This window comes from Marinobacter salinisoli (assembly GCF_017301335.1).
GTDB classification, from domain to species: domain Bacteria; phylum Pseudomonadota; class Gammaproteobacteria; order Pseudomonadales; family Oleiphilaceae; genus Marinobacter; species Marinobacter salinisoli.
In genome coordinates, this window is the sequence record NZ_CP071247.1 from 1374885 (window position 1) to 1397619 (window position 22735).

General features: G+C 55.6%; 23 protein-coding genes and 1 tRNA gene. All 24 read left to right on the plus strand.

Going from position 1 to position 22735, the window contains the following annotated elements:
• Window positions 1-48: 48 nt before the first annotated feature.
• Window positions 49-1245, plus strand: coding sequence for an elongation factor Tu (gene tuf / locus LPB19_RS06220; protein WP_206645217.1), 1197 nt, complete (start codon window positions 49-51; stop codon window positions 1243-1245).
• A 40-nt stretch (window positions 1246-1285) separates the two neighbouring features.
• Window positions 1286-1361: transfer RNA gene (locus LPB19_RS06225), tRNA-Trp, on the plus strand.
• Between the two features lie 33 nt (window positions 1362-1394).
• Window positions 1395-1763 (plus strand): preprotein translocase subunit SecE, encoded by a 369-nt coding sequence (gene secE, locus LPB19_RS06230; RefSeq protein ID WP_206645218.1) that lies wholly within the window; start codon window positions 1395-1397, stop codon window positions 1761-1763.
• A gap of 12 nt (window positions 1764-1775) precedes the next feature.
• Complete coding sequence (gene nusG, locus LPB19_RS06235) at window positions 1776-2309, plus strand: transcription termination/antitermination protein NusG (protein ID WP_206645219.1); 534 nt, start codon at window positions 1776-1778, stop codon at window positions 2307-2309.
• A 101-nt stretch (window positions 2310-2410) separates the two neighbouring features.
• A complete protein-coding gene (gene rplK / locus LPB19_RS06240; protein WP_206645220.1) occupies window positions 2411-2842 on the plus strand; it encodes a 50S ribosomal protein L11 in 432 nt (143 codons plus the stop codon).
• A 1-nt stretch (window position 2843) separates the two neighbouring features.
• Window positions 2844-3542 (plus strand): 50S ribosomal protein L1, encoded by a 699-nt coding sequence (gene rplA, locus LPB19_RS06245; RefSeq protein ID WP_206645221.1) that lies wholly within the window; start codon window positions 2844-2846, stop codon window positions 3540-3542.
• Window positions 3543-3763: 221 nt separating this feature from the next.
• The gene (gene rplJ / locus LPB19_RS06250; protein ID WP_206645222.1) at window positions 3764-4294 is read left to right on the plus strand and encodes a 50S ribosomal protein L10; all 531 of its coding nucleotides are present in this window, start codon (window positions 3764-3766) and stop codon (window positions 4292-4294) included.
• Window positions 4295-4333: 39 nt separating this feature from the next.
• The gene (rplL, locus tag LPB19_RS06255) at window positions 4334-4711 is read left to right on the plus strand and encodes a 50S ribosomal protein L7/L12 (protein ID WP_206645223.1); all 378 of its coding nucleotides are present in this window, start codon (window positions 4334-4336) and stop codon (window positions 4709-4711) included.
• Between the two features lie 244 nt (window positions 4712-4955).
• Window positions 4956-9035 carry a DNA-directed RNA polymerase subunit beta gene (gene rpoB, locus LPB19_RS06260; RefSeq protein ID WP_206645224.1) on the plus strand — a complete coding sequence of 1360 codons (4080 nt, stop codon included), beginning with the start codon at window positions 4956-4958 and terminating at the stop codon, window positions 9033-9035.
• A 76-nt stretch (window positions 9036-9111) separates the two neighbouring features.
• A complete protein-coding gene (gene rpoC / locus LPB19_RS06265) occupies window positions 9112-13326 on the plus strand; it encodes a DNA-directed RNA polymerase subunit beta' (protein ID WP_206645225.1) in 4215 nt (1404 codons plus the stop codon).
• Window positions 13327-13493: 167 nt separating this feature from the next.
• Window positions 13494-13868: a 30S ribosomal protein S12 gene (gene rpsL / locus LPB19_RS06270; RefSeq protein ID WP_206645226.1), complete on the plus strand. Its 375-nt coding sequence runs from the start codon at window positions 13494-13496 to the stop codon at window positions 13866-13868.
• 116 nt (window positions 13869-13984) lie between these two features.
• Window positions 13985-14455, plus strand: coding sequence for a 30S ribosomal protein S7 (gene rpsG, locus LPB19_RS06275; protein ID WP_206645227.1), 471 nt, complete (start codon window positions 13985-13987; stop codon window positions 14453-14455).
• Window positions 14456-14473: 18 nt separating this feature from the next.
• Window positions 14474-16576, plus strand: coding sequence for an elongation factor G (fusA, locus tag LPB19_RS06280; protein ID WP_206645228.1), 2103 nt, complete (start codon window positions 14474-14476; stop codon window positions 16574-16576).
• A 34-nt stretch (window positions 16577-16610) separates the two neighbouring features.
• Window positions 16611-17807 (plus strand): elongation factor Tu, encoded by a 1197-nt coding sequence (gene tuf / locus LPB19_RS06285; RefSeq protein WP_206645217.1) that lies wholly within the window; start codon window positions 16611-16613, stop codon window positions 17805-17807.
• Window positions 17808-17995: 188 nt separating this feature from the next.
• A complete protein-coding gene (gene rpsJ / locus LPB19_RS06290) occupies window positions 17996-18307 on the plus strand; it encodes a 30S ribosomal protein S10 (protein ID WP_004580743.1) in 312 nt (103 codons plus the stop codon).
• A 76-nt stretch (window positions 18308-18383) separates the two neighbouring features.
• Entirely contained in the window at window positions 18384-19022 is a 639-nt protein-coding gene (gene rplC / locus LPB19_RS06295) for a 50S ribosomal protein L3 (RefSeq protein ID WP_206645229.1), read from the plus strand.
• Window positions 19023-19033: 11 nt separating this feature from the next.
• Entirely contained in the window at window positions 19034-19639 is a 606-nt protein-coding gene (gene rplD, locus LPB19_RS06300; protein WP_206645230.1) for a 50S ribosomal protein L4, read from the plus strand.
• Entirely contained in the window at window positions 19636-19929 is a 294-nt protein-coding gene (gene rplW, locus LPB19_RS06305; RefSeq protein ID WP_206645231.1) for a 50S ribosomal protein L23, read from the plus strand. Before rplD ends, rplW begins: the two co-directional genes overlap by 4 nt.
• Before the next feature lie 17 nt (window positions 19930-19946).
• On the plus strand, window positions 19947-20774 hold the full coding sequence (gene rplB, locus LPB19_RS06310) for a 50S ribosomal protein L2 (RefSeq protein ID WP_206645232.1): 828 nt from the start codon (window positions 19947-19949) through the stop codon (window positions 20772-20774).
• 23 nt (window positions 20775-20797) lie between these two features.
• Entirely contained in the window at window positions 20798-21073 is a 276-nt protein-coding gene (rpsS, locus tag LPB19_RS06315; RefSeq protein ID WP_007154011.1) for a 30S ribosomal protein S19, read from the plus strand.
• Between the two features lie 16 nt (window positions 21074-21089).
• A complete protein-coding gene (rplV, locus tag LPB19_RS06320; protein ID WP_008940674.1) occupies window positions 21090-21422 on the plus strand; it encodes a 50S ribosomal protein L22 in 333 nt (110 codons plus the stop codon).
• Window positions 21423-21433: 11 nt separating this feature from the next.
• On the plus strand, window positions 21434-22117 hold the full coding sequence (gene rpsC / locus LPB19_RS06325; protein WP_206645233.1) for a 30S ribosomal protein S3: 684 nt from the start codon (window positions 21434-21436) through the stop codon (window positions 22115-22117).
• Between the two features lie 12 nt (window positions 22118-22129).
• Entirely contained in the window at window positions 22130-22543 is a 414-nt protein-coding gene (gene rplP / locus LPB19_RS06330) for a 50S ribosomal protein L16 (RefSeq protein WP_206645234.1), read from the plus strand.
• Window positions 22543-22734, plus strand: a complete 192-nt coding sequence (gene rpmC / locus LPB19_RS06335) for a 50S ribosomal protein L29 (RefSeq protein WP_206645713.1) — start codon at window positions 22543-22545, stop codon at window positions 22732-22734. The genes rplP and rpmC overlap by 1 nt, the downstream gene beginning before the upstream one ends.
• Window position 22735 lies beyond the last annotated feature (1 nt).

Genomic DNA, 22735 nt, shown 5'->3' on the forward strand with positions numbered 1-22735 from the left:
TTTCAATCCGGTCAACGTTACGATCCTGTTGATTAGGGAGTTGGTCAAATGTCCAAAGAAAAATTTGAACGCAGTAAGCCGCACGTAAACGTGGGCACCATCGGTCACGTTGACCATGGTAAAACTACTCTGACTGCCGCTCTGACTCGTGTGTGTCACGAAGTTTGGGGCACAGGTACTGCCAGCGCGTTTGACCAGATCGATAACGCACCGGAAGAGAAAGCGCGTGGTATCACCATCGCGACCTCTCACGTTGAGTACGATTCCCCGACTCGTCACTACGCACACGTAGACTGCCCGGGCCACGCTGACTATGTGAAGAACATGATCACTGGTGCGGCGCAGATGGACGGCGCAATCCTGGTTTGCTCCGCAGCTGACGGCCCCATGCCGCAGACTCGTGAGCACATCCTGCTGTCCCGTCAGGTTGGCGTTCCGTTCATCGTTGTGTTCCTGAACAAGGCCGACATGGTCGACGATGAAGAGCTGCTTGAGCTGGTAGAGATGGAAGTGCGTGACCTGCTGAGCCAGTACGACTTCCCGGGCGACGACACTCCGATCATCACTGGTTCCGCGCTGATGGCGCTGGAAGGCAAGGATGACAACGAGATGGGTACTACTGCTGTTAAGAAGCTGGTAGAAGCCCTGGATGACTACATCCCTGAGCCTGAGCGTGCAATCGATCAGCCGTTCCTGATGCCGATCGAGGACGTATTCTCTATCTCCGGCCGTGGTACTGTTGTTACCGGTCGTGTAGAGCGCGGCGTCATCAAAGTTGGTGAGGAAATCGAGATTGTTGGTATCAAGGATACCGTCAAGACGACCTGCACCGGTGTTGAGATGTTCCGCAAGCTGCTCGACGAAGGTCGTGCTGGTGAGAACGTTGGTGTTCTGCTGCGTGGTACCAAGCGTGACGACGTTGAGCGTGGTCAGGTTCTGTGTAAGCCGGGTACCATCAAGCCGCACACCAAGTTCGAGTGCGAAGTGTACGTACTGAGCAAAGAAGAAGGTGGTCGTCATACCCCGTTCTTCAAGGGCTACCGTCCTCAGTTCTACTTCCGTACCACCGACGTAACCGGTTCTTGCGAACTGCCGGAAGGCGTGGAAATGGTTATGCCGGGTGACAACGTGAAGATGAGCGTTACCCTGATCGCTCCGATCGCCATGGAAGATGGTCTGCGCTTCGCGATCCGCGAAGGTGGCCGTACCGTTGGTGCCGGCGTGGTATCCAAGATTATCGAGTGATCCCTCGGTAAGTAGTAGTTGCACTGAGTTGTTTCGGTGCAGGCCAGTAGCTCAATTGGCAGAGCAGCGGTCTCCAAAACCGCAGGTTGGGGGTTCGATTCCCTCCTGGCCTGCCATTTTTTAACATTTGGATACATAAGTTGATTCCTATGGAGTCAAAAGCCGTACAGTCAGCCAGCCGTTTCGATTTGGTGAAATGGCTGGTTGTTTTCGCTCTGATTGCCGTCGGTGTCGTTGGTAATCAGTATTTTAGTGCCGAGTCTTTGTTGTATCGGGTTCTGGCTCTCGTGGCTCTCGGGCTGGTAGCTGCCTTTGTGGCGCTTCAGACTGATCGCGGGCGTCGTTTTGCGACGCTGCTGAAAGAGGCGCGCGTTGAGATTCGGAAAGTTGTTTGGCCCACCAGGCCTGAGCTGGTTCAGACCACCATCATTGTTGTGGTGTTTGTCTTGGTTGTTGCTCTGATTTTGTGGGGAATGGACTCGCTGATCAGCTGGTTGGTCGCCGGGTTTATCGGTTAACGGGAGTGTGCAATGGCTAAGCGCTGGTACGTGGTTCATGCGTATTCTGGCTTCGAAAAGCATGTGATGCGCACTCTCAAGGAGCGTGTTGCGCTTAACGGTATGGAGGATATGTTTGGTGACATCCTCGTGCCGACCGAAGAAGTTGTTGAGATGCGAGAAGGGAAGAAGCGCAAGAGTGAGCGCAAGTTCTACCCGGGATACGTACTCGTCCAGATGGAAATGGATGATGCGTCGTGGCATCTTGTGAAGGATACACCGAAGGTCCTCGGTTTCATTGGTGGAACCAAGGATAAGCCTGCGCCAATCACTGAGCGTGAGGCCGAGGCAATCCTGCGTCGTGTAGAAAGTGGCGCAGAGAAGCCGAAACCGAAGACGTTGTTTGAACCGGGTGAGGTTGTTCGCGTCATTGAGGGTCCGTTTGCGGACTTCAATGGTGTTGTCGAAGAAGTGGATTACGACAAGAGTCGTTTGAAAGTCGCGGTGTTGATCTTCGGTCGTTCAACTCCAGTTGAGCTGGAATTTGGGCAGGTCGAAAAAGATTAATTGGCGACTTGAAAGCTGAAAGCTCGCGCGCCCAGGCGACGCGGGCTTTTTGTGTCTGAAGAGGGGAGCCGAGAGGCGTTCGAACCCATAGGAGAACTATCATGGCAAAGAAGATTGAAGCGTACATCAAGCTTCAGGTTGCTGCCGGTAAGGCCAACCCGAGTCCCCCTGTTGGCCCTGCACTGGGTCAGCACGGCGTTAACATCATGGAATTCTGTAAGGCGTTCAACGCCAAGACTCAGGAAATGGAGCCTGGTCTGCCGATTCCAACTGTTATCACTGTTTACAGCGATCGCAGCTTTACGTTCATTACCAAGACTCCGCCTGCCTCTGTTCTGCTGAAGAAGGCTGCTGGTATTAAGAGCGGTTCTGGTCGTCCGAATACCGAGAAAGTCGGTACCGTGACCCGTGCCCAGCTCGAAGAGATCGCCAAGACCAAAGAGCCTGATCTGACTGCAGCCGATATGGATGCAGCCGTTCGTACCATTGCAGGAACAGCCCGCAGCATGGGCCTGAACGTGGAGGGCCTGTAACATGGCAAAGCTGAGCAAGCGTCAGAAGCTGATTCGTGAAAAGGTTGAAGCCGGCCGTTCTTACTCCGTAGACGAAGCCGTAGCTTTGCTGGTTGAGCTTGGCGAAGGAGTCAAGTTCCAGGAATCCATCGACGTGGCCGTTAACCTTGGCGTTGACGCACGTAAATCCGATCAGGTTGTTCGTAGCAGCACTGTTCTGCCGCACGGCACGGGCAAGACCGTTCGCGTAGCGGTGTTTACCCAGGGTGCGAACGCTGAGAAGGCGACCGCCGCAGGTGCCGATATCGTGGGTATGGACGATCTGGCGGAAGAAGTTAAGAAAGGCAACATGGATTTCGACGTTGTTATCGCGACGCCGGATGCCATGCGTGTTGTTGGTCAGTTGGGCCAGATTCTCGGTCCGCGCGGTCTGATGCCGAACCCGAAGGTCGGTACCGTGACTCCGGACGTGGAGACTGCGGTCAAGAACGCCAAAGCGGGTCAGGTGCGTTACCGCACCGACAAGAACGGCATCATTCATGCCCCGCTGGGTAATGTTGAATTCTCTGCGCAGAACATCAAGGAAAACCTTGAAGCTCTGGTTGCAGACCTGAAAAAGGCCAAGCCTGCGTCGGCGAAGGGTGTGTATCTGAAGAAGATCACCCTTTCCTCGACCATGGGTCCTGGCCTGGCTATCGATCAGGGAACCTTGGCACTTTAAGGTCTCGGTTGATAGTTACTTTGTAGTCTAGGCGGAAGCCAAGGCTGTCAAAGACCGCAGGCCCCCGAGGCCTTCCCGGTTCCGGGAAGGCTGTAAGGGTTAAAGCAACGCCTGCGCAGACGGTGTGAAGATGTTCTCTCTGAACCCAAACACCGTTAAGGCGCCCGAAAGGGTATTTATGGGTTTGCCGGCAAGAGCCGGCGAAATCAAGGAGATTACCAGTGGCAATTAGACTCGAAGACAAGAAGGCGATCGTCGCTGAAGTCAACGAGACTGCTGGTGCTGCTCTGTCTGTGGTTTTGGCTGATTATCGCGGCGTCACCTCTGGTGGCATGACCGCGCTTCGTGCCAAGGCTCGTGCTGAAAATGTGCATCTGAAGGTTGTTCGTAACAATCTGGCGAAGATTGCCATTAAAGGTACTGAGTTCGAGTGCATTGACGAAGCTCTGGTTGGCCCAACCATTCTGGCCTTCTCTATGGAAGATCCGGGTGCCGCAGCGCGCCTGCTGAAGGATTTTGCCAAAGAGAATGAGGCGTTTGAGATCAAGGGTCTGGCTGTCGGCGGTGAGCTGATGGGTGCAGAACAGATTGATCGCCTTGCCAAGCTGCCGACGCTCCACGAAGCGTTGACCAAGCTGGCAGTCGTTACCCAGGCACCAGTTACCAAGCTCGTACGCAGCCTCAACGATATTCCGGGACGGATTACGCGGGTTGTAGCCGCAGTCCGCGACCAGAAACGCGAAGCTGCTTGATTCTGTTGAACACTATTTTTCTATTTTTGGGAGAAAGACATGGCTCTGTCTAAAGACGATATTTTGAATGCAATTGCTGAAATGAGCGTAATGGAAGTTGTTGAGCTCGTTGAAGCGATGGAAGAGAAGTTCGGCGTATCCGCTGAAGCCGCTGTTGCTGCCGCTCCGGCCGCTGCTGCTGGCGATGCTGGTGCCGCTGAAGAGCAGACCGAATTCGACGTAGTTCTGACCGGTCCTGGTGAGAAGAAAGTAAACGTCATCAAGGCTGTTCGTGAGCTGACCGGTCTGGGTCTGAAGGAAGCGAAAGAAATGGTTGACGGCGCTCCGTCCACCGTTAAAGAAGGCGTTTCCAAGGACGAGGCTGAAGAAGCCAAGAAGAAGCTCGAGGAAGCAGGCGCTTCTGTTGAGCTCAAGTAAGAGTCGGCTGTTGATCGACACCGTGCTGTAAAGCATGGGCGGGCTGGTGGCTTTATGCCACCGGCCTTTTTCTGTTGTATATGCTATGGACTCTGGTCTGCCAAAGCAGATGGGCGTCAAAGCTATAAAACCGACAGCCAGGGTCTTGTTCAAGACGGCGCGATATGCCGAGCAATTCGGCCCCGAAGCAAAACATTGGTTGCTTCTTGATACCAGGTATCAGGTCTAAAGCTGGGGAATGCAGATGACTTACTCCTACACTGAGAAAAAGCGGATTCGCAAAGACTTTAGCAAATTGCCTTCCGTGATGGACGTCCCCTATTTGCTGTCTATTCAGCTGGATTCGTTCCGGGACTTCCTCCAAATGGAAGCCGCTCCTGAAGACCGCCGGGAAACCGGTCTTCACGCAGCATTTAAATCCGTATTCCCGATTGTCAGTTACTCTGGCAATGCCGCGCTCGAATACGTCAGCTACCGTATTGGTGAGCCGGTTTTTGACGTCAAGGAATGTCAGCTTAGGGGCGTAACTTACGCAGCGCCGCTGCGGGTGAAAGTCCGCCTTATCATTTACGATAAGGAATCGTCCAACAAGGCGATCAAGGACATCAAGGAACAAGAAGTTTATATGGGCGAAATGCCCTTGATGACCGAGAACGGTACCTTCGTTATCAATGGTACCGAGCGTGTAATCGTTTCCCAGCTCCACCGTTCACCGGGTGTGTTCTTCGATCACGACAAAGGTAAAACGCATTCCTCCGGCAAGCTGTTGTATTCGGCCCGGGTTATTCCTTACCGTGGTTCATGGCTCGACTTCGAATTCGACCCGAAGGACTCTGTGTTCGTTCGTATCGACCGTCGTCGGAAGCTGCCGGCCACCATTCTCCTGCGTGGTCTCGGATTTACCTCCGAGCAGATGCTGGAAATGTTCTTCGATACCAGTAAGTTCACGCTGGGCGCGGAAACCTGCAAGCTGGAGCTGGTGCCAAGCCGTCTGCGTGGCGATATCGCGACCTTCGATATCAAAGATCAGAAAGGCAATGTCATTGCCGAAGAAGGCCGCCGGATTACTGCGCGTCACATTCGCCAGCTGGAAAAAGCCGGCATCAATGAGCTTGACGTGCCTACCGAGTACCTCCACGGACGCGTGTTGGCCAAGGATATGGTCGACAGCAAGACCGGTGAAGTGCTGGCCGAGTGTAACTCCGAGCTGACGGCTGAGCTGATCGAAAAGCTGCTGGACGCCGGTATTACCGAGATCGAAACCCTGTACACGAACGACCTCGATTGTGGTCCGTTCATGTCCGATACCCTGCGCATCGATCCGACCCGGACGCCGCTGGAAGCGTTGGTCGAAATCTACCGTATGATGCGTCCGGGGGAGCCGCCTACCAAAGAGTCGGCGGAAAACCTGTTTACCAATCTGTTCTTCTCGGACGAGCGTTACGACCTGTCCGGCGTTGGCCGCATGAAGCTCAACCGCCGTCTGGGCCGTGAGGACAGTACTGGTCCGGGCATCCTGACCAACGAGGACATCATTGATGTACTCAAGACCCTGATCAACATCCGTAACGGGCAGGGCCAGGTCGACGACATCGATAACCTCGGTAACCGTCGTGTACGTTGTGTTGGGGAAATGGCTGAAAACCAGTTCCGTGTTGGCCTGGTTCGTGTCGAGCGGGCGGTGCGTGAGCGCCTGAGCCTGGCCGAAAGCGAAGGCTTGATGCCGCAAGACCTGATCAACGCCAAGCCGGTTGCTGCTGCGGTCAAAGAGTTCTTTGGCTCCAGCCAGTTGTCCCAGTTTATGGATCAGAACAACCCGCTGTCCGAGGTGACTCACAAGCGTCGTATCTCTGCGCTTGGTCCCGGCGGCCTGACCCGTGAGCGTGCTGGTTTCGAAGTTCGAGACGTGCACCCGACGCATTACGGCCGGGTATGTCCGATCGAAACCCCGGAAGGTCCGAACATCGGCCTGATCAACTCTCTGGCGACCTACGCTCGCTCCAACTCCTACGGCTTCCTGGAAAGCCCGTACCGGAAGGTTGTTGAAGGTGTGGTAACTGACGAGGTGGTTTACCTCTCTGCCATTGAGGAGAGCAACTACGTTATCGCCCAGGCCAGCGCGGCTATGGATGAGGAATCTCGCCGGCTGACGGACGAGTTGGTTACCGTGCGTCATCAGAACGAATTTACTGTGATGCCGCCGGAAAGCGTTAACTTCATGGACGTCTCTCCGCGCCAGGTTGTGTCGGTGGCCGCGTCTCTGATTCCGTTCCTCGAGCACGACGACGCTAACCGGGCTCTGATGGGTGCGAACATGCAGCGTCAGGCAGTGCCGACCCTGCGTTCCCAGGTGCCCCTGGTTGGTACCGGTGTCGAGCGTACCGTCGCCCAGGACTCCGGCGTCTGTGTGACGGCTCGCCGTGGTGGTGTGATTGAAAGCGTCGATGCGGCTCGCATCGTGGTACGCGTCAACAACGCGGAAACCGAGGCGGGTGATGCCGGTGTGGATATCTACAACCTCACCAAATACACCCGTTCGAACCAGAACACCTGTATTAACCAGCGATCCATCGTCCGTCAGGGCGACGAAGTGGCCCGCGGTGATGTGCTGGCAGACGGTCCGTCCGTCGATCTGGGTGAGTTGGCCCTGGGGCAGAACATGCGCATCGCGTTCATGCCCTGGAACGGTTACAACTTCGAGGACTCGATCCTTATTTCCGAGAAAGTGGTGCAGGAAGATCGCCTGACCACGATCCATATCCAGGAGCTGACCTGTGTCGCTCGGGATACCAAGCTCGGCAGTGAAGAAATCACCGCAGATATCCCGAACGTCGGTGAAAGCGCGCTGTCAAAACTGGATGAGTCCGGCATTGTTTACATCGGTGCGGAAGTTGGCCCCGGTGATATTCTGGTCGGTAAGGTCACACCGAAAGGCGAGACACAGCTGACTCCGGAAGAGAAGCTGCTGCGTGCGATCTTCGGTGAGAAGGCGTCTGACGTGAAAGACACCTCCTCCCGTGTACCGACCGGCACTCGCGGTACCGTTATCGACGTGCAGGTATTTACCCGCGACGGTATCGAGAAGGACCAGCGTGCCCAGTCCATCGAGAAAGAGCAGCTGGACCAGTACCGCAAGGACCTGAAAGACGAGTACCGGATCGTCGAAGGCGCCACCTACGAGCGTCTGATGAGCGCTCTGAGTGGTCAGGAAGTGATCGGTGGTCCAGGGCTGAAGAAAGGCGCCAAGCTGGACGAAGCCTACCTGGCTGAGCTGCCGCGTCCGGACTGGTTCAAACTTCGCATGAAGGACGAGGGCCTCAACGAGTTGCTGGAGAAATCCGAGCAGGGGCTTGAGGATCGCAAGAAGGAGCACGAAGCGCGTTTCGATGACAAGAAAGGCAAGCTTCAGCAGGGCGACGATCTTGCTCCGGGCGTGCTGAAAATCGTCAAGGTCTACCTGGCGATCAAGCGTCGCATCCAGCCGGGCGACAAGATGGCTGGTCGTCACGGTAACAAGGGTGTTATCTCAGCGGTCATGCCGATCGAGGACATGCCTTACGACGAGCACGGCACCACGGTTGATATCGTGCTGAACCCGCTGGGTGTTCCTTCGCGGATGAACGTCGGGCAGGTTCTGGAAACTCATCTCGGTGCGGCCGCCAAGGGTCTGGGTGAGCGTATCAGCCAGATGCTGGATGAGCAGCGTAAAGTCGCTGAATTGCGGAAATTGCTGGACGAGATCTACAACCACTCTGATGAAGTGTTCAAGGTGGATCTGGATTCTCTGAGCGACAAGGAAATCCTCGAGATGTGCGGCAACCTGCGTTCCGGCGTACCAATGGCGACTCCGGTCTTCGATGGAGCCAAGGAAGCCGAAGTGAAGCGGATGCTTGAGCTTGCGGGCCTGAGCACCACCGGGCAGACGGTGTTGTACGATGGCCGTACCGGTGATGCATTCGATCGTCCGGTGACCGTTGGCTACATGTATATCCTGAAGCTGAACCACCTGATCGACGACAAGATGCACGCGCGTTCCACTGGTTCGTACAGCCTGGTTACCCAGCAGCCGCTGGGTGGTAAGGCGCAGTTTGGCGGACAGCGTTTCGGTGAGATGGAAGTGTGGGCCCTTGAGGCTTACGGCGCGGCGTATACGCTGCAGGAAATGCTTACCGTCAAGTCTGATGACGTCAATGGTCGGACTAAGATGTACAAGAACATTGTCGATGGGGATCATCGCATGGAGCCGGGCATGCCCGAATCCTTCAACGTTCTTGTCAAGGAAATCCGCTCGCTGGGTATCGACATCGAGCTGGAATCCGAGTAAGCCGAATTGTTTTTGGCAGCGTGAGCGGGCACCCCGTGTGCCCGCCCGAATTTAACGCCATCCGGAGCTTTTACTGATGAAAGATTTGCTGAATCTTCTCAAGAGCCAGAATCAAAGCAAGGAATTCGATGCCATTCGCATCGGCCTGGCATCCCCCGACATGATTCGCTCATGGTCCTTCGGCGAGGTTAAGAAGCCTGAGACCATCAACTACCGTACGTTCAAGCCCGAGCGTGACGGTCTTTTCTGTGCCAAGATCTTCGGCCCGATCAAGGACTACGAGTGCCTGTGCGGAAAGTACAAGCGTCTCAAGCACCGTGGTGTCATCTGTGAGAAGTGTGGCGTAGAAGTCGCTCTGGCCAACGTGCGTCGCGAGCGCATGGGGCACATTGAGCTTGCGAGCCCGGTTGCCCACATCTGGTTCCTCAAGTCTTTGCCGTCTCGCATTGGTCTGATGCTGGACATGACCCTGCGCGACATCGAGCGGGTCCTGTATTTTGAATCCTTCATTGTGATCGAGCCTGGTATGACCACGCTTGAGAAGGGCCAGTTGCTCAATGATGAGCAGTATTACGAAGCTCTGGAAGAGTTTGGTGACGAATTTGACGCCCGCATGGGTGCCGAAGCGGTCAAAGAATTGCTGGAAGGCATCGACCTGCAGGCCGAGGTTGACGCGCTGCGGGAAGAAATTCCCCAGACCAATTCCGAAACCAAGATCAAGAAGTTCAGCAAGCGCCTGAAGATTCTTGAGGCGTTCCTGCACTCCGGCAACCGTCCGGGTGACATGATCATGACCGTTCTGCCGGTTCTGCCGCCCGATCTGCGCCCGCTGGTGCCGCTCGACGGCGGTCGTTTTGCGACCTCCGATCTGAACGATCTGTACCGTCGGGTGATTAACCGGAACAACCGTCTCAAGCGTCTGCTCGAACTGAACGCGCCGGACATCATTGTCCGTAACGAGAAGCGGATGCTGCAGGAAGCCGTGGACGCACTGCTGGACAACGGCCGTCGTGGCCGTGCCATTACCGGCACCAACAAGCGCCCGCTGAAGTCCCTGGCTGACATGATCAAGGGTAAACAGGGTCGCTTCCGTCAGAACCTGTTGGGTAAGCGGGTCGACTACTCCGGTCGTTCGGTCATCGTGGTCGGTCCTTACCTGCGTCTGCACCAGTGTGGTCTGCCGAAGAAGATGGCGCTGGAACTGTTCAAGCCGTTTATTTTCTCCAAGCTTGAGCATCGCGGCCTGGCGACCACCATCAAGGCCGCCAAGAAGATGGTTGAGCGCGAAGAGGGCGTGGTCTGGGATATCCTGGACGAGGTTATTCGCGAGCATCCGATCATGCTTAACCGTGCGCCGACCCTGCACCGTCTGGGTATTCAGGCGTTCGAGCCGGTCCTGATCGAAGGCAAGGCCATCCAGCTGCACCCACTGGTGTGTGCGGCCTACAACGCTGACTTTGATGGTGACCAGATGGCGGTACACGTACCGCTGACCCTGGAAGCCCAGCTCGAAGCCCGTGCGTTGATGATGTCTACCAACAACGTGCTGTCTCCGGCGAACGGCGAGCCGATCATCGTTCCGTCCCAGGACGTGGTATTGGGGCTTTACTACATGACCCGGGAGCGTGAAAGCGCGCTGGGTGAAGGCATGGTGTTCTCTGATGTGAAAGAGGTACACCGGGCCTATGGCGCCGGTATGGTCGATCTGCAGGCCAAGGTGAAAGTGCGGGTCAAGGAAGTCAGCGTTGCGGAAGACGGGGCCCGTGAAGAGATCGTCAGGGTGGTCGATACCACCGTTGGCCGTTCGCTGCTGTTTGATATCGTGCCTGACGGTCTGTCGTTCGACCTGGTGAATAAGCCGATGGTCAAGAAAGCGATCTCTGGCCTGATCAACACCTGTTACCGGGACGCGGGTCTGAAGGACACGGTTATCTTTGCTGACCAGCTCATGTACATGGGCTATCACTACGCGACCGTTTCCGGTATCTCGATCTGCTTCAACGATTTCGAAATCCCGCCCGAAAAGTACGAGCTGGTGGACGCCGCGACCGACGAAGTTAAGGACATTGAGAACCAGTACGCGTCCGGTCTCCTGACCCAGGGTGAAAAGTACAACAAGGTCATCGATATCTGGTCGCGTGCCAACGACAAAGTTTCCAAAGCGATGATGGAACGCCTGTCTAAAGAGCAGGTGATTGGTCCTGACGGCGAGCCTGTGAAGGGCGAGGACGGCGATGACCTGATGCAGGAATCGTTTAACTCGGTGTACATGATGGCCGACTCCGGTGCCCGGGGTTCTGCGGCTCAGATTCGTCAGCTCGCGGGTATGCGTGGTCTGATGGCCAAGCCGGACGGCTCCATCATCGAGACGCCGATCACTGCGAACTTCCGTGAAGGTCTGAACGTACTCCAGTACTTCATCTCGACCCACGGTGCTCGTAAGGGTCTGGCGGATACCGCATTGAAGACCGCGAACTCCGGTTACCTGACCCGTCGTCTGGTTGATGTTTCCCAGGACCTGGTGGTGACCGAGGAAGACTGCGGTACCACCGAAGGTCTGCTGATGACGCCGCACATCGAAGGCGGTGACGTGGTTGTTCCGCTGGGTGATCGTGTCCTTGGTCGTGTGACCGCGCGTGATGCGTACACCCCGACCGACAAGGAAAACGCGGTTGTGCCGGTTGGCACACTGTTGGACGAGAAGACGATCGAAACGCTGGAGCGCGCCGGTGTGGACGAGGTCTGGGTTCGCTCTGCGATTACCTGTGAGACTCGCCACGGCATCTGCTCCAAGTGTTACGGGCGCGATCTGGCCCGCGGCCACCAGGTCAACGTTGGCGAGGCGGTGGGTGTTATTGCCGCTCAGTCCATCGGTGAGCCGGGTACCCAGCTGACCATGCGTACGTTCCACATTGGTGGTGCGGCGAGCCGGGCGTCTGCTGTCGACAACATCCAGGTCAAGCATGGCGGGACAGTTCGCCTGCATAACCTCAAGTCGATCGAGAAGTCTGACGGAAGCCTGGTGGTTGTGTCTCGTTCCTCCGCGCTGGCCATTGCTGATGAGCAGGGTCGTGAGCGTGAGTGGTACAAGCTGCCATACGGTGCGGTGCTGTCGGTCAAGAACGGTGACGCCGTCGAAGCCGGCGTTGCGGTGGCGAAGTGGGACCCCCACACCCACCCGATCATTGCCGAGGCCGAGGGTATCGCGAAGTTCGTCAATATGGAGCAGGGCATCAGTGTCCGCACCCAGACTGACGAGCTGACTGGCCTGTCGACCATGGAAGTTATCGATCCCAAGGACCGCCCTGCCGCTGGTAAGGATGTTCGTCCGGGCATCCAGCTTCTGGATGAGGCTGGTAACGAAGTGGAGTTGCCTGGTGGCGCCACCGCGATGTACTTCATGCCGGCCAACGCTCTGGTGACAATGGCGAACGGCGCCAGGGTCGAGCTTGGTGATGTCGTTGCGCGTATTCCGCAGGAAAGCTCCAAGACCCGGGATATCACCGGGGGTCTGCCGCGGGTTGCCGATCTGTTCGAAGCCCGTCGTCCGAAGGAATCGTCGATCCTGGCTGAGATCAGCGGTACCGTTTCCTTCGGCAAGGAAACCAAAGGCAAGAAGCGCCTGGTGATCACGCCGAGAGACGGTGATGCGTACGAAGTTCTGATTCCGAAGCACCGTCAGCTCAACGTCTTCGAAGGCGAGACGGTTGAAAAGGGCGAGGTGATTTCCGACGGTCCGTCCAACCCGCACGACATTCTGCGTCTGCTGGGCGTGGTCGAGCTGGCCAAGTACATCACCAACGAAATCCAGGACGTCTACCGTCTGCAGGGTGTTGTGATCAACGACAAGCACATCGAGGTAATTGTTCGCCAGATGCTGCGCAAGGTTGAGGTTACAGACCCAGGCGACACCACGTTGCTGTCCGGTGACCAGGTGGAAATTACTCAGGTTCTGGAAGAAAACGAGAAAGCCGACGCGGCCGACAAAGAGCCGGCGCGTTTCGAGCGTCTGTTGCTGGGTATCACCAAGGCATCACTGGCGACCGAATCGTTCATCTCTGCGGCGTCGTTCCAGGAAACCACGCGGGTACTCACCGAAGGTGCAGTTACCGGTAAGCGTGACTACCTGCGCGGCCTGAAAGAGAACGTGGTTGTTGGTCGCTTGATCCCGGCCGGTACCGGTCTGGCCTACCATAGCGAGCGCCGTCGCAAGCGCGAACTGGGTGAGCAGGGCGTAACCGCGGCGGATGTCGAAGAAGCGCTCAGTGCTGAGCTTAACCGCGAAAGCTGAGTTGAGCCCAGCAGCCACCTCCGCATAGATACCTACGCGCGAGGTGGTTAAAAAGAGATCAGTCATCTTGACTGACAAGGGCCGCAGGCTTACACTTGCGGCCCTCAAATTTTACCCCCTACACCAAGGGGGTAAGTTTCATTGGAATGGTTTTGGAGTTTGCTTACATGGCAACGATTAATCAGTTGGTGCGTAAGCCTCGTAAACGCCAGGCAGCCAAGAGCGACGTTCCCGCTCTCCAGGCCTGCCCTCAGCGTCGTGGTGTGTGCACTCGTGTGTACACCACAACGCCGAAGAAGCCGAACTCCGCACTGCGTAAAGTGTGCCGTGTTCGTCTGACTAACGGCTACGAGGTTTCCTCATACATCGGTGGTGAAGGTCACAACCTTCAGGAGCACAGTGTAGTGCTGATCCGTGGCGGTCGAGTAAAAGACCTTCCGGGTGTGCGCTATCACACTGTTCGCGGAACACTGGACACCCAGGGTGTGCAGAACCGTAAGCAGGGTCGCTCCAAGTACGGTGCTAAACGACCCAAGTCCTGATGTCCCTAATGGGTGTCTTTTATCGTTGCTTGTTAGAACGGTAAGAGTAAGGCTGAGTAGCATGTGTGCTATCTCAGGGGTTCCTGAAGACCTTTTGAATAGATAAGGGCTTATCGATGCCTAGAAGAAGAGTTGCAGCTAAACGGGAAATTATCCCGGATCCGAAATTCGGCAGTGCACGTCTTGCCAAGTTCATCAACCACGTGATGGAAAGCGGTAAGAAGTCTGTTGCAGAGCGCATTGTTTACGGCGCGCTCGATATCGTTGCCGAAAAATCCAAGGAAGAGCCGATCGACATGTTTGAGAAGGCCCTGGAAAACATCCAGCCGATGGTGGAGGTTAAGTCCCGTCGTGTGGGTGGTGCTACCTACCAGGTGCCTGTGGAAGTACGGCCTTCCCGTCAGAACGCGCTGGCTATGCGCTGGCTCGTTGAATACTCACGGAAGCGTGGTGAGAAGTCCATGGCTCAGCGTCTCGCCGGGGAAATCCTCGACGCCGTTGAGAGCAAGGGCGCCGCTGTTAAGAAGCGCGAAGACGTTCACCGCATGGCAGAAGCCAACAAGGCTTTCTCCCACTTCCGTTTCTAATAAGCCGAGGTTTATACAGTGGCACGCAAAACTCCAATCAAACGATACAGAAACATCGGTATTTGTGCGCACGTTGATGCGGGCAAAACCACTACGACCGAGCGGGTTCTGTTCTACACCGGTCTTTCTCATAAGATCGGTGAGGTCCATGATGGCGCGGCTACCATGGACTGGATGGAACAGGAGCAGGAGCGTGGTATCACCATCACCTCAGCTGCGACCACCTGTTTCTGGCAGGGTATGGACAAGCAGTACCCCGAGCACCGTATCAACATCATTGATACCCCGGGGCACGTTGACTTCACCATCGAAGTTGAGCGTTCCCTGCGTGTACTTGATGGTGCCGTAGTTGTTTTCTGTGGTTCTTCCGGTGTTGAGCCGCAGTCAGAAACTGTATGGCGTCAGGCCAACAAGTACGAAGTTCCGCGCATGGTGTTCGTCAACAAGATGGACCGTGCTGGCGCGAACTTCCTGCGTGTTGTAGACCAGATCAAGAACCGTCTGGGCGCAAACGCTGTTCCCATTCAGTTGCCGATCGGTGCTGAGGAAGACTTCAAGGGTGTGGTAGACCTTATTCGTATGAAGGCTATCTACTGGAACGAAGCTGATTCCGGTATGACCTACGAAGAAAAAGAGATCCCCGCCGAGCTGGCCGACGAGTGCGCCATGTACCGTGAACAGATGGTGGAGGCTGCGGCTGAAGCCAATGAAGAGTTCATGGACAAGTACCTTGAAGGTGGTGAGCTGTCTAACGACGAAATCAAGAAGGGGTTGCGTGAGCGTACCCTGGCCAACGAGATCGTTCTGGCAACTTGCGGTTCTGCGTTCAAGAACAAGGGTGTTCAGGCGGTTCTGGATGCGGTGATCGAATTCCTGCCGGCTCCGGACGAAGTAAAGGCCATCCGTGGTGTGGTTGACGACGAGGGTACTGAAGAGACGCGTCCAGTCGACGACAATGCGCCGTTTGCGGCCCTGGCGTTCAAGATTGCCACCGATCCGTTCGTTGGTACGTTGACCTTCTTCCGTGTCTACTCCGGTACGCTGGAGAGCGGCAACGCTGTTTATAACTCTGTAAAGGGTAAGAAAGAGCGCGTTGGTCGTATGGTGCAGATGCACTCCAAGGACCGTCAGGAGATCAAAGAAGTTCTGGCGGGCGATATCGCCGCGGCGATCGGCCTCAAGAGCGTCACTACTGGTGACACCCTGTGTGCCGAAGACGCCAGGATCATTCTGGAAAAGATGGAGTTCCCTGAGCCGGTTATCTCGGTTGCGGTTGAGCCCAAGTCCAAGGCAGATCAGGAGAAGATGGGTGTGGCGTTGGGCAAGCTGGCCCAGGAAGATCCGTCTTTCCGTGTTCGTACCGACGAAGAATCTGGTCAGACCATCATCTCCGGGATGGGTGAGCTTCACCTGGACATCATCGTTGACCGTATGCGTCGCGAGTTCAAGGTAGAGGCCAACATCGGTAAGCCTCAGGTGGCCTATCGTGAATGCATCCGCAAGCCGGTTGATATTGAAGGTAAGTTCGTTCGCCAGTCTGGTGGTCGTGGTCAGTACGGTCACGTCAAGGTCAAGCTTGAGCCGCTGCCTCTGGACGAAGATACCGATAACTTCATCTTCGTGAACGAGATCGTGGGTGGTGTGGTTCCCAAGGAATACATCCCGGCGGTTCAGCAGGGCATCGAAGAGCAGATGCAGAATGGCTGTCTGGCCGGCTATCCGCTGCTGGGCATCAAGGCCACTCTGTACGATGGCTCTTACCACGATGTGGACTCCAACGAAATGGCGTTCAAGATCGCGGGCTCTATGGCGATGAAGAAGGGTGCGCTGGAAGCAAATCCGGCACTGCTCGAGCCAATCATGAAGGTTGAGGTAGTCACTCCTGAAGATTACATGGGTGACGTTGTCGGTGACCTGAACCGTCGCCGTGGTCTGGTTCAGGGGATGGATGAGAATCCCTCCGGTAAGCTGATTCGCGCGGAAGTTCCGCTGGCGGAGATGTTCGGTTATGCCACCGACCTGCGTTCTGCGACCCAGGGTCGAGCGTCATACTCCATGGAGTTTGCCGGTTACTCGGAGGCGCCGTCGAACATTGCCGAAGCAATCATTAAAAAGGGTTGATTCCCGGACTTAAGAAACAGGAAGAGGTGTAACCGTGTCTAAAGAAAAATTTGAACGCAGTAAGCCGCACGTAAACGTGGGCACCATCGGTCACGTTGACCATGGTAAAACTACTCTGACTGCCGCTCTGACTCGTGTGTGTCACGAAGTTTGGGGCACAGGTACTGCCAGCGCGTTTGACCAGATCGATAACGCACCGGAAGAGAAAGCGCGTGGTATCACCATCGCGACTTCTCACGTTGAGTACGATTCCCCGACTCGTCACTACGCTCACGTAGACTGCCCGGGCCACGCTGACTATGTGAAGAACATGATCACTGGTGCTGCGCAGATGGACGGCGCGATCCTGGTTTGCTCCGCAGCTGACGGCCCCATGCCGCAGACTCGTGAGCACATCCTGCTGTCCCGTCAGGTTGGCGTTCCGTTCATCGTTGTGTTCCTGAACAAGGCCGACATGGTCGACGATGAAGAGCTGCTTGAGCTGGTAGAGATGGAAGTGCGTGATCTGCTGAGCCAGTACGACTTCCCGGGCGACGACACTCCGATCATCACTGGTTCCGCGCTGATGGCGCTGGAAGGCAAGGATGACAACGAGATGGGTACTACTGCTGTTAAGAAGCTGGTAGAAGCCCTGGATGACTACATCCCTGAGCCTGAGCGTGCAATCGATCAGCCGTTCCTGATGCCGATCGAGGACGTATTCTCTATCTCCGGCCGTGGTACTGTTGTTACCGGTCGTGTAGAGCGCGGCGTCATCAAAGTTGGTGAGGAAATCGAGATTGTTGGTATCAAGGATACCGTCAAGACGACCTGCACCGGTGTTGAGATGTTCCGCAAGCTGCTCGACGAAGGTCGTGCTGGTGAGAACGTTGGTGTTCTGCTGCGTGGTACCAAGCGTGACGACGTTGAGCGTGGTCAGGTTCTGTGTAAGCCGGGTACCATCAAGCCGCACACCAAGTTCGAGTGCGAAGTGTACGTACTAAGCAAAGAAGAAGGTGGTCGTCATACCCCGTTCTTCAAGGGCTACCGTCCTCAGTTCTACTTCCGTACCACCGACGTAACCGGTTCTTGCGAACTGCCGGAAGGCGTGGAAATGGTTATGCCGGGTGACAACGTGAAGATGAGCGTTACCCTGATCGCTCCGATCGCCATGGAAGATGGTCTGCGCTTCGCGATCCGCGAAGGTGGCCGTACCGTTGGTGCCGGCGTGGTATCCAAGATCATCGAGTGATTCCTCTCGGGTGATCCTGAGAAAGGGGCTGATTCATCAGCCCCTTTTTCTATTGAAGTCGCAAAGCTCTTACCTGATTCTGGCAACCGGCATAGCTGTTGACAGGGTTGGGTAATATGCATACAATGCGGCTCCTTTTTTTGAAGGTCGGCTAACTAGTAGCTGCTACGAGTGGAGTTTGGTGCATCATGCAAAGCCAAAAAATTCGAATTCGGTTGAAGGCGTTTGATTATCGTCTGATCGACCAGTCCACGCAGGAGATTGTCGATACCGCTAAGCGGACCGGCGCTCAGGTGCGTGGCCCTATCCCTCTGCCGACGCGGAAGGAAAAGTACACGGTTCTGATCTCTCCGCACGTCAATAAAGACGCGCGCGATCAGTACGAAATTCGTACTCATAAGCGTCTGCTCGACATCGTTGAGCCGACGGAAAAGACAGTCGATGCTCTGATGAAGCTGGACCTGGCAGCAGGTGTAGACGTTCAGATCAGCCTCGGCTAATACCGCCCGGTATTAGTCTGTGTAACTGTCCTAAGGCCATAGAGGGTGAAAGCCCCGTACACTTAAGAGGTGAAACATGGCAATTGGTGTAGTCGGCCGTAAGGCCGGGATGACCCGTATTTTTACGGATGAAGGGCACGCAGTGCCTGTAACAGTAATCGAGGTTGAGCCCAACCGGATTACTCAGCTGAAAACTCTTGAGAGCGATGGCTATCGTGCTGTTCAGGTAACGGTTGGTGCTCGTCGTGCTTCCCGTGTAACCAAGAGCGAGGCAGGTCACTTTGCCAAGGCTGGCGTCGAAGCCGGTCGTGGTGTGTGGGAATTCCGCCTGGCTGATGGTGAAGGCGAAGAGCTGGCTCTGGGTAGCGAAATCACTGCCTCTGTCTTTGAAGATGGTCAGGTTGTCGATGTGGTTGGCCAATCCAAGGGTAAGGGTTTTCAGGGCGGAGTTAAGCGCTGGAACTTCTCCACGCAAGACGCGACTCACGGTAACTCCCTGTCCCATCGTGCGCCTGGTTCTATTGGTCAGAACCAGACTCCGGGCAAGGTGTTCAAGGGCAAGAAGATGGCGGGCCAGATGGGTAATGCGCGTGTTACGACGCAGAACCTGAAAGTTGTCCGTGTCGACGCCGAGCGCAACCTGCTGCTGGTAAGTGGTGCCGTGCCTGGCGCGACTGGCGGCGATGTTGTCATCAAGCCTGCAGTTAAAGCCTGAGGAGCGGTGCGATGGAATTGACAATTACTGGTAGCGGTAAGGGAATCTCTGTTTCCGACGCTACATTCGCAAAAGATTTTAATGAGTCTCTGGTTCACCAGGTCGTTACTGCCTACATGGCGGCTGGCCGTCAAGGTACCAAGGCTCAGAAAACACGTTCTGAAGTTAGTGGCGGTGGTAAGAAGCCGTGGCGTCAGAAGGGTACTGGTCGTGCCCGTGCCGGTACTATCCGTAGCCCGATCTGGCGTTCAGGTGGCGTCACCTTTGCCGCCAAGCCGCGCGACTTTGAGCAGAAGGTTAACCGCAAGATGTACCGTGCGGCCATGCGCTCTATCCTTTCTGAGCTGGTTCGTCAGGAGCGTCTGGTGGTGGTTGACGACATGAATGTCGACACACCAAAGACCAAGGCGTTCACTGCCAAGCTGAAGGATATGGGTGTATCCAATGCGCTGATCCTGTCCGACAGTGTTGAGCAGAACCTTCACCTGGCATCCCGCAACATTCCGCACGTCGATGTGCGCGATGTCGCTGGCCTGGATCCGGTTAGCCTGGTTGCCTTCGAGAAAGTCGTAGTGACTGTTCCCGCTCTGAAGAAGATCGAGGAGATGCTGGGATGAATCAGGAACGTATTTACAAGGTTCTTCTGGGACCTCACGTATCAGAAAAAGCGTCTCTGGCGGCAGAGCGTGGTCAGGTTGTTTTTCGTGTAGCGCCTGATGCAACCAAGCCGGAGATCAAGAAGGCCGTTGAGCAGCTGTTCAACGTCACTGTCGAAGGTGTTCAGGTTCTGAACCGCAAGGGTAAGCTCAAGCGTACTATCCGCGGGTTCGGCAAGCGTAATGACATTCGCAAGGCTTACGTCAAGCTGGCAGAAGGTCAGGACATCGATTTTATGGATGTGGAATAAGGTAAAGGGGTCGTAAAATGCCGATCGTCAAAACCAAGCCAACATCTGCCGGACGCCGTCACGTTGTAAAAACTTACAACCCTGAGCTGTACAAAGGGCGCCCTTACGAGCCGTTGGTTGAGACTCTGAGAAAGTCCGGTGGTCGTAACAACGCTGGTCGCATCACCACTCGTCACATTGGTGGTGGTCACAAGCAGCACTACCGTGTAATCGATTTCAAGCGGACCAAAGATGGTATCCCGGCAGTGATTGAGCGCCTGGAATATGATCCGAACCGCTCTGCGCACATTGCGCTGCTGAAGTACGCCGATGGCGAGCGTCGTTACATCATCGCTCCCAAGGGTATGAAGGCAGGTGATCCTGTGCGTTCCGGCGTCGACGCGCCGATTAAGGTGGGCTCTACATTGCCGCTCCGGAACATTCCGGTCGGTTCTGTTATCCACTGCGTCGAACTCAAGCCTGGCAAAGGTGCACAGCTGGCTCGCTCCGCGGGCGCATCCGTACAGCTGGTAGCTCGGGAAGGTGCGTATGCAACCATCCGCCTGCGCTCAGGTGAAATGCGAAAGGTGCTTGTAGATTGCCGTGCAACGCTGGGTGAAGTATGCAACAGCGAGCACAGCCTCAAGCAACTTGGTAAAGCGGGTGCATCACGTTGGCGCGGCAAACGCCCAACAGTACGTGGTGTTGCTATGAACCCAGTTGACCACCCGCATGGTGGTGGTGAAGGGCGTACCTCTGGCGGACGTCACCCGGTTACTCCGTGGGGTGTTCCGACCAAAGGGCATAAGACTCGTAAGAACAAGCGTACTGATAAAATGATAGTACGTCGTCGTTCAGCCAAGTAAACGACTACATAGAGGTAATTGCTGTGCCACGTTCTTTAAAGAAAGGTCCTTTTATAGACCTGCATCTGTTGAAGAAGGTCGAGGCAGCTCTGGAAGCTAACGACAAGCGGCCAATCAAAACCTGGTCCCGCCGGTCAACAGTCTTTCCGGAGATGGTAGGCCTGACCATTGCAGTCCATAACGGCAAGCAGCACGTGCCGGTTTATGTCACCGAAGATATGGTTGGACATAAGCTGGGTGAGTTCGCGGCAACGCGTACTTATCGTGGTCATGCAGCCGACAAGAAAGCTAAACGCTGATTGTGAGGTAATAGAAATGGAAGTAGCAGCCAAGTACAAGGGCGCTCGCCTCTCAGCTCAGAAAGCACGTCTTGTCGCCGACCAGGTACGCGGCAAGGCTGTTGAGGACGCCCTGAATATTCTGACTTTTAGCCCGAAGAAGGCAGCCGTAGTGATCAAGAAAGCTCTTGAGTCTGCGATTGCTAACGCTGAGCACAACGAAGGTCTGGATGTAGATGATCTGCGGGTTTCCACCGTCATGGTGGATGAGGGCCCAACGCTCAAGCGCATTAAAGCTCGAGCCAAGGGGCGCGCTGACCGTATTTTCAAGCGCACCTGTCATATCACCGTCAAGGTCGCCGACAAGTAGGAGATGCTCAGATGGGTCATAAAGTAAATCCAACTGGCATTCGTCTGGGTGTGATCAAAGAGCACAACTCAGTCTGGTATGCCGACAAGAAGGAATACGCGAAGAACCTCCTGAACGATATCGAGGTTCGCGAGTTCCTGGACAAGCGTCTTGAAAAGGCGTCTGTCAGCAAGATTGTGATCGAGCGCCCCGCTCAGAACGCCCGTATCACGATCCATACTGCCCGTCCCGGTATTGTTATCGGTAAGAAGGGTGAAGATGTTGACCGTCTGCGTCGCGAAGTCAGCGACATGATGGGCGTGCCTGTGCACATCAACATCGAAGAAGTCCGCAAGCCGGACCTGGATGCTCGCCTGGTAGCGCAAAACGTTGCCGGTCAGCTTGAGCGCCGTGTGATGTTCCGTCGCGCTATGAAGCGTGCGGTGCAGAACGCCATGCGTCAGGGCGCCAAGGGTATCAAGATTCAGGTTGGTGGTCGTCTTGGGGGTGCTGAAATCGCTCGTTCTGAGTGGTATCGCGAAGGTCGTGTACCGCTGCACACACTGCGTGCAGACATTGATTACGCAACCTATGAAGCGCATACCACCTACGGCGTTATCGGCGTCAAGGTATGGATCTTCAAAGGTGAGATTCTTGGTGGTATGGAGCAGGTCCGTGCTGACAAGAAAGCCTCTGGGAAGAAAGGTTCTAAGTAAAGGGGCACTCTTATGCTGCAACCAAAACGCACCAAATTTCGCAAGGTAATGAAAGGCCGTAACACCGGTCTTGCTCAGCGAGCTAACAAGGTGAGCTTCGGTGAATACGGATTGAAGGCGACTAGCCGTGGGCGTATAACTGCGCGCCAGATTGAGGCAGCGCGTCGTACCATGACTCGTCGTATCAAGCGGGGCGGTAAGATCTGGATCCGGGTGTTCCCGGACAAGCCGATCACCGGTAAGCCGCTGGAAGTACGGATGGGTAAAGGTAAGGGTTCTGTCGAGTACTGGGTGGCTGAAATCCAGCCTGGCCGGATGTTGTACGAGATGGAAGGTGTGAGCGAAGACCTCGCGCGTGAAGCCTTCACTCTCGCGGCGGCCAAACTGCCGGTTAAGACCACCTTTGTAACGAGGACGGTGATGTGATGAAAGCAACAGAGCTGCGTGAAAAATCAGTCGAGGAGCTGAATCAAGAGCTGATCGACCTGCTGAAAGAGCAGTTCAACCTGCGTATGCGCAAGGCGACAGGTCAGCTGAATCAGTCTCACCTTCTCCCTAAGGTGAAGCGTGACATCGCTCGCGTGAAAACAGTATTGAACCAAAAGGCAGGACAGTGAC

Coding starts and splice junctions, on each gene's coding strand:
- rplA (WP_206645221.1), top strand. CDS start 2,844: ATGGCAAAGCTGAGCAAGCGTCAGAAGCTGATTCGTGAAAAGGTTGAA.
- rplL (WP_206645223.1), top strand. CDS start 4,334: ATGGCTCTGTCTAAAGACGATATTTTGAATGCAATTGCTGAAATGAGC.
- tuf (WP_206645217.1), top strand. CDS start 49: ATGTCCAAAGAAAAATTTGAACGCAGTAAGCCGCACGTAAACGTGGGC.
- rpsJ (WP_004580743.1), top strand. CDS start 17,996: ATGCAAAGCCAAAAAATTCGAATTCGGTTGAAGGCGTTTGATTATCGT.
- rplB (WP_206645232.1), top strand. CDS start 19,947: ATGCCGATCGTCAAAACCAAGCCAACATCTGCCGGACGCCGTCACGTT.
- rplP (WP_206645234.1), top strand. CDS start 22,130: ATGCTGCAACCAAAACGCACCAAATTTCGCAAGGTAATGAAAGGCCGT.
- rpsL (WP_206645226.1), top strand. CDS start 13,494: ATGGCAACGATTAATCAGTTGGTGCGTAAGCCTCGTAAACGCCAGGCA.
- rplK (WP_206645220.1), top strand. CDS start 2,411: ATGGCAAAGAAGATTGAAGCGTACATCAAGCTTCAGGTTGCTGCCGGT.
- rplC (WP_206645229.1), top strand. CDS start 18,384: ATGGCAATTGGTGTAGTCGGCCGTAAGGCCGGGATGACCCGTATTTTT.
- rpoC (WP_206645225.1), top strand. CDS start 9,112: ATGAAAGATTTGCTGAATCTTCTCAAGAGCCAGAATCAAAGCAAGGAA.
- rpmC (WP_206645713.1), top strand. CDS start 22,543: ATGAAAGCAACAGAGCTGCGTGAAAAATCAGTCGAGGAGCTGAATCAA.
- rplV (WP_008940674.1), top strand. CDS start 21,090: ATGGAAGTAGCAGCCAAGTACAAGGGCGCTCGCCTCTCAGCTCAGAAA.
- rplW (WP_206645231.1), top strand. CDS start 19,636: ATGAATCAGGAACGTATTTACAAGGTTCTTCTGGGACCTCACGTATCA.
- nusG (WP_206645219.1), top strand. CDS start 1,776: ATGGCTAAGCGCTGGTACGTGGTTCATGCGTATTCTGGCTTCGAAAAG.
- secE (WP_206645218.1), top strand. CDS start 1,395: ATGGAGTCAAAAGCCGTACAGTCAGCCAGCCGTTTCGATTTGGTGAAA.
- rpsG (WP_206645227.1), top strand. CDS start 13,985: ATGCCTAGAAGAAGAGTTGCAGCTAAACGGGAAATTATCCCGGATCCG.
- rpsC (WP_206645233.1), top strand. CDS start 21,434: ATGGGTCATAAAGTAAATCCAACTGGCATTCGTCTGGGTGTGATCAAA.
- rpoB (WP_206645224.1), top strand. CDS start 4,956: ATGACTTACTCCTACACTGAGAAAAAGCGGATTCGCAAAGACTTTAGC.
- rplD (WP_206645230.1), top strand. CDS start 19,034: ATGGAATTGACAATTACTGGTAGCGGTAAGGGAATCTCTGTTTCCGAC.